Below are 5,970 nucleotides of genomic sequence, written 5' to 3'. Positions count from 1 at the left end.
CAACCGTCTGCAACGATGTCCGTGCTGCATAAGGGCAATGGACAGTCCGCGTCAGGCTCGCAATTTATGACGCAGTAGTACTAAGGTCGCGGAGCGCGTGGTCGTTACCTCGACCAACGAGGTGCATAGGACGGCGATCGCGATGCCCGATCTGTGAATCGAACGCTTTGCAGGGACGATCTCCCTATTCAGCGTCGAAGATCGGAGCGGATGAAATGGCGGAAGCGTTCGCCCAAGCTGCTTACCTGCCACTTACGTCTTAAGGCGTCATAGAGGCCGAGAACAACAAGATATCGTCTCAGCGCTGCCCGGAGCGGCTGGGGGAGAGTAGCCAAGGGGGGCATCAGACCCGCGCGTCGCTTTTTTGCCAATGAAACAGACCAGTCATACGACACGCGCTTTACCTCGATGGCTTGGCGTGCGGTATCGAGAACTAAATAGGTGGCGCGTGGATCTGAGGTTCGCGATTCCCCGACCGATCCCGGATTGACAAGGTAGAAGGCACCCTCCTTGAGGTTGATCTCGTCGCCGGGAAGTTGTCGTGGCACAGAGTCCTGCCATTCGAAGACGCCAAGGCGGTGTGTGTGTCCGAAGGCACAGATCCGGATGCCAGAGGGGTGATTCATGAGTGCCTCGAAGCTTTGTCGGCGCCGTTCGTCATCGTCTAGTCGAACGGTTTCACAATCTTTCTCCGGGTGCAGCGCGCCATGAACCGCAATCAACTCGTCGCTAATCTCGGCCTTAAGAGGCAGTCCGGCAAGAAATGATACAGCTTCTGAACCGAGTCGCCGGCGTGTCCACAGGATCGCGCGAGCGCCGACAAAACCGAAATCGTCGGTGGTGATCTGTTCGCAGACAGCCCTGTCGTGATTTCCAGCTACGCATGCAACTTCGTTTTTTTGTAGCAGGGCTATGCACTCTGCCGGGTCTGTATTGTAGCCGACGATATCGCCAAGGCATATGATACGGTCCGCCCCTTGCGTAGAGATGTCGTCGAGAGTGGCCTGGAGTGCCTCGAGATTGGAGTGAACATCAGAGATGATCGCCAGCCTCACGCTGCCCTCCGTGTTGCGGATTGCACAAGATGAGAAAGTCGTTTGCTAGCGTTCGAGATGCCCCGGTGCCACGCAGTTCGCAGCAGGACCGGATCATCCCAGTTCAAATGCGAAATCGTCTCGCAGCGGATAACCCAGGGCAACCACGACAGCAGAGATATCCCGGTGGAGCGGGCAGCAATGAAATCGCTGGGGAGAGTGCACCATCGGACACCCGGATGGGCTTTTGCAGGAAGCGGGCGGGGTTGGCCAGTTAGATCCGCATAGACCAGCGCTGGTATGTTGACACCTGCGCGTGCACCCAAGACATGCCAAAGATTGAAGCGCGGATTAACCTCCAGAAGGTGAAGTGCACCGTCTGGATCCCGTTTAAAATCGAACTTGGCGACGCCTCGTAGATCCAGCTTCTGAACCAGCGTGCGGCCGAGTGACGCGACATCCGCTGCATCCGTAGTCTCCAATGCCGTGCTGTGACCACATGACGTTGGATACGTTCGTATTTTCTGCCCCGTAAATTCGCCGGCAATTTCGCCCCGATGATCAACATAGACATGGTAGCTTTCGATGCGGCTTTCCGGCCCCGGTATCATCTCCTGGACGAGAAGGTCCATCTCGTTGTTGGCCAAACGGGGCCACAGCTCTCGGAATGCCTTCTCTGTGGCGACCTCGATTGCCTTGTGACTACCTGCGATCTGGTCCCAAGGTGATCGGCGTCTGAGGGGCTTGATGACGACCGGAAAGCGCAGATCAAGGGAAACGGGCGTCGAGCCTGGACGTGGGCGAATCCTTCGCGATGCCGGAACGGGAAGGCTCAGGCGTTCGGCCAAGATTTGGAAACGAGCCTTATCGACGAGCTTTTCCACCAGCGGCACTTCGGGCAGGATGAAACGGAAGGCCTGCCCCAGCCGCTCGCGGTATCGCGACACGAACAGCAGATGGGAATCCTCTTCGAAGAAAAGGACGGGGCGCTCCTGCTGTACAGTGCCGAAGCGCAGCAACATATCCGCCAAACCGTCCAGGTTCTTTGAGAAGCTCTCCCAGGGGAGAACCGCCCGGACGAACCGCGAATAGGTGGCCGGGTTGCCAGGCGGCACCACAACCGCGCAAGAAACGCCGGCAAGTCCGAGAGGCCGGACCAAGTTCATATCGCCCATGACGCAAGCCATCGGGCCGACGACCGACGTGCGATTCACAGGAGCTCCTCCTGTCTATTGCGGATCGCGAGCGCGATGCATTCCAATCCCGTTCGCGCAGCTACGACCCGCCGAACCCTCAGGACAGTGTACACCCGTGAAGCACATTTGGTAACGGTGCAATCGGGGTGGTACGTGCTGGTAGCCTTTCCTGGACAAATGCTGACCTCCATCGTCGCTTTGGCTACAACTTGTGCTGTTGTCGAGGCCCCTGGAAAAAACGACCGGCCGCCTTCGCTGGGTGCGACACGCGTCGGATCAGCACCCTGGTCCGGGGCCCCCGCGGCCAGCACTCCAACGCTTCATGGCCAACGTCGACCGTGGAACGTGGAACGGGCAACCTACTTTTGTTCCGTGACAGCCGGCTAGACCGTCGCACTGATTGGGAGCCCGACAAGCCGGTAGGCGACGCTTGCGCCCTGCGTCGCGAAACAGTGGCACTCACGCAGCCTCGATGTCGGTCTGCGGAAAGTCGGCGCCTTTGAACATTAATGGCTGGTCAAAATGTCGGGGCACAAGCATAGGCGAAGCAGTCACCAAAGTTCAGCCGCGCCGGGTGCCGGCCCTTGCCGAAGCGGTCGAAAGCGTCAAGCGCGAGTCGAGCCGTGTTCGGCGGCACCGCGACCATGTCAATCTCGATCAACGACAGATAGCTTTCCACCGCCTCGGCCGCCTCGCTGATTGCCAAGTCCAAGACTCTCGCGACCGCGATTGCAGCCTCCCATACCGCAAGTGGCCGTACGCATCCGGTGAAGATCGCAGACGTGCGTATCCGGCGGCCGTGAGGACCTGAGCACCGGAGCGCTGGGGTCAAGCTTTCGATGGGGAGACGCGATGATATTCTTCGAGGAGGAGTTTGACCTCCTCGATGCCTTCATCGGTGAAGGCCAAGATCCCGTCGTCGTCGTTGGCGCCGTACACCCAGATGACGCCGTCCTCGGGCTCGAGACCGAGGGTCAGGTCCTGGATGAGCGCTTCGCTGACGCCGAGGTCGCTGGCGACACGGCCGACCGTATAGACGTGATGCACCTTATTGCGCTGCATGATCAGGCCGCCGCTGGTTGGGTCCGCAGTTTTGCGGATCTCCAATTCCACGGCCGCAAATCATCGATCCGCTGTGCTGGGTGGGCTGCGATGCGCGCCAGGATATCGGCGAGCCAGGCCTGCGGGTCGACGTCATTCAACTTGGCGCTGGCGATCAGGCTGTAGAGAATGGCCGCGCGCTGTCCGCCGCGATCGGAACCGCAGAACAGCCAGGACTTTCTGCCGAGAGCGATGCCGCGCAGGGCTCGCTCGGCTGCATTGTTGGATAGGCAGATCCGCCCATCGTCGAGGAAGCGGGTGAAGGATGACCAGCGGCGCAGCATGTAGTTGAAGGCCTTGGTCAGGTCGTGTCCGCGCGAGAGCTTGTCGCGCGTCTCGATCATCCAGCGCTCGAGTTCGGTGACCAGCGGCGCGCTCCGCTCCTGGCGCACGGCGTGGCGTTGGGCCGGCGACAGGCCGTTAATCGCGCGCTCGATATCGAACAGGGCATCGATGCGCTTCACGGCTTCAACCGCCAGCGGATAGACCAGGTTGGGCTTCTCGCTGCGCGCCTTCCTGCGCGCCGCCGCTTCGATATCGGCCAGCTCGAACACTTTGCGCCGGCTGTGGGTCCAGCAGCTGGCCTCCAGAACAGGCGCCGGCTGACGACCCGTCGCATAGAGATCGCCGTAACCGCCAAAGGCATCGGCCTGCAGAATGCCGCTCCAGCCGGCGAGATGCGCCGCGGGATGTTCGCCTCGGCGATCGCGGGAATAATAGAACACTGCCGCCGGCGGATCGGCGCCGCCGAACGGTCGGTCATCGCGCACATAGGTCCATAATCGACCGGTATCGGTCTTGCCCTTGGCCAGGACCGGCACCGTCGTATCGTCGCCGTGCAGACGCGAAGCGGCCAGCACATGGGCTTCGAGCCGCTTGAACAGCGGCATCAGCGCCGCGGCGCCGGCGCCGACCTGGTCGGCGAGCGTCGACAGGCTGAGCGGCACGCCTTCGCGGGCATAGCGTTCGGCCTGGCGGTTGAGCGGCTGATGCTGGCCGAACTTCTCGAACAGAACCATCGCCAGCAGGCCGGGACCGGCCCAGCCGCGCGGGGCGGCGTGGAACGGCGCCGGAGCCTGGCTGATCGCCTCGCAGTCGCGGCAGGTGAACTTCTCCCGCACGTGCTGGATCACCTTCCATTGCCGCGGCACCACCTCCAGCGTCTCGGTGATATCCTCACCCAGCCTGCGCAGCCGATGACCGCCGCAGCAATGGCAAGCGGTCGGCGCCGGCTCGACCACGCGTTCGCGCGGCAGATGCTCGGGAAATGGCTGACGCGCCGGTCGTTTGCGCATGTAAGGCGCCACCTCGGTGGTCCGGGCCGCGGCCTGTTCGGCGGCGATCTCGTCTTCCGTCGCGGTGCTCTCGAGTTCCTCGAAGGTGAGTTCCATCTGGTCGTGCAGGCGGGCTGAGCGTTCAGAACTCTGACCATGCAGCGCCCGCTGCAGCTTGCGGATCGTCAGATGCTGATGTGCGATCAGCGCCGCATCATCCGATGCCTTAGCCCTGGCGACCGCCAGTTCGGCCTCGACCAGCGCAGCGCGCGCGGCCTCGTCTTCGGCTCTGGCCAGCGCCGCGGTCAGCGCCGCTCTGAGCGCGCCGATATCGTCCGGAACAGCATCCTGGGCGGTGGCAACCATGCCCTGGAGTGAATCATAAAACGCGCCCGCTGACTCGCGGAAAATGGCGCAAACTCAAAGAAAAACTCAGCCCGCCCGCTCAGGGCGGAACGTGTGAAGCGGGTTGCGCCAATCGATCCCGTCGAGCATGTAGGCGAGCTGCGCCGGTGATATGGAAACCGTGCCGTCCGCCGGCGACGGCCATAGAAACCGGCCCTTCTCGAGCCGTTTTGCATACAGCGACATGCCGAGCCCATCATGCCAGATAATCTTGATCAGATTGCCGCTGCGGCCGCGGAAGACATAAAGATCGCCGGCATGCGGATTCCGGCCCAACGTCTCCTGAACCTGCAGAGCGAGGCCTTGCATCCCGCGACGCATATCGGTCCGGCCGACCGCCAACCAGATCCGCACCTGGCTCGGGGACCGGGATCATGAAACGCCCAGCGCCTTCACCATCGCTGCCGCCAGTGTTGGCGGCGTGGTCAGCGGAATCCGCAGCCGCACCTTGCCGGCGACCTCCAGCTCGATCACCGCCGGGGATGCCGCCGGCCGCGAAACGGCCACAGGCTCGTCGGGAGCCACGACAACTTCGGCAAAGCCCGTCTCGCGGGCTCTCACCGTGCGGCGCCACTTGTAGATCAGGCTGGTCGCGACATCGTACTGACGCGCCACCGCCGCCACCGTGGCCCCGGGCGCGAATGCCGCGGCCAGTATCCGGCACTGATCCGCTTCACTCCAACGACGACGCCGCTCCGGCCCGGTCAATAACGTCACATGGCTCATGCTGTGCTGCTAACTACGCTCGTAAGGACGACCTTAAGAGCGCAGCCTCGCTACCGTGCCATCCTCTCGCAAGGCGGCCTTCGCCGGAGGCGTGCAAGTGGCCAGGTTAGCCGCTTTCTGGTCTGCTGCATGCGTGCCAGGAGTTCGCGCGTAAGCGCCAAGCTGACCCCATCTGGCGCGGCTTGAGGTGATGAGCGAGAGATAGTGACACTGAAGGAGCTGAGGAGCTTGCAG

7 protein-coding genes are annotated in these 5,970 nt (G+C 62.3%); all 7 read right to left on the bottom strand.

Translation table 11 applies throughout. The features are described 5' to 3' along the window. Positions 1 to 188 precede the first annotated feature (188 nt). A complete protein-coding gene (locus NKJ46_RS34285; protein WP_352671723.1) occupies positions 189 to 1,055 on the bottom strand; it encodes a metallophosphoesterase family protein in 867 nt (288 codons plus the stop codon). Next, on the bottom strand, positions 1,052 to 2,248 hold the full coding sequence (locus tag NKJ46_RS34280; protein WP_352671720.1) for a carboxylate--amine ligase: 1,197 nt from the start codon (positions 2,246 to 2,248) through the stop codon (positions 1,052 to 1,054). The genes NKJ46_RS34285 and NKJ46_RS34280 overlap by 4 nt, the downstream gene beginning before the upstream one ends. A gap of 499 nt (positions 2,249 to 2,747) precedes the next feature. After that, positions 2,748 to 2,936 (bottom strand): type II toxin-antitoxin system VapC family toxin, encoded by a 189-nt coding sequence (locus NKJ46_RS34275; protein ID WP_352493258.1) that lies wholly within the window; start codon positions 2,934 to 2,936, stop codon positions 2,748 to 2,750. Between the two features lie 122 nt (positions 2,937 to 3,058). Then, positions 3,059 to 3,292 carry a hypothetical protein gene (locus NKJ46_RS34270; RefSeq protein WP_502903315.1) on the bottom strand — a complete coding sequence of 78 codons (234 nt, stop codon included), beginning with the start codon at positions 3,290 to 3,292 and terminating at the stop codon, positions 3,059 to 3,061. A 2-nt stretch (positions 3,293 to 3,294) separates the two neighbouring features. Further along, entirely contained in the window at positions 3,295 to 4,971 is a 1,677-nt protein-coding gene (gene tnpC / locus NKJ46_RS34265) for an IS66 family transposase (RefSeq protein WP_352671717.1), read from the bottom strand. A 66-nt stretch (positions 4,972 to 5,037) separates the two neighbouring features. Further along, the gene (tnpB, locus tag NKJ46_RS34260; RefSeq protein ID WP_352671715.1) at positions 5,038 to 5,364 is read right to left on the bottom strand and encodes an IS66 family insertion sequence element accessory protein TnpB; all 327 of its coding nucleotides are present in this window, start codon (positions 5,362 to 5,364) and stop codon (positions 5,038 to 5,040) included. Between the two features lie 18 nt (positions 5,365 to 5,382). Further along, the gene (gene tnpA / locus NKJ46_RS34255; protein WP_126101843.1) at positions 5,383 to 5,736 is read right to left on the bottom strand and encodes an IS66-like element accessory protein TnpA; all 354 of its coding nucleotides are present in this window, start codon (positions 5,734 to 5,736) and stop codon (positions 5,383 to 5,385) included. Between the last annotated feature and the right edge of the window lie 234 nt (positions 5,737 to 5,970).

The organism is Mesorhizobium sp. M0166 (assembly GCF_040322255.1).
Classification (GTDB): domain Bacteria; phylum Pseudomonadota; class Alphaproteobacteria; order Rhizobiales; family Rhizobiaceae; genus Mesorhizobium.
Note: the sequence above shows the minus strand (reverse complement) of the source record. Positions and strands in the feature narration are given on the sequence as shown.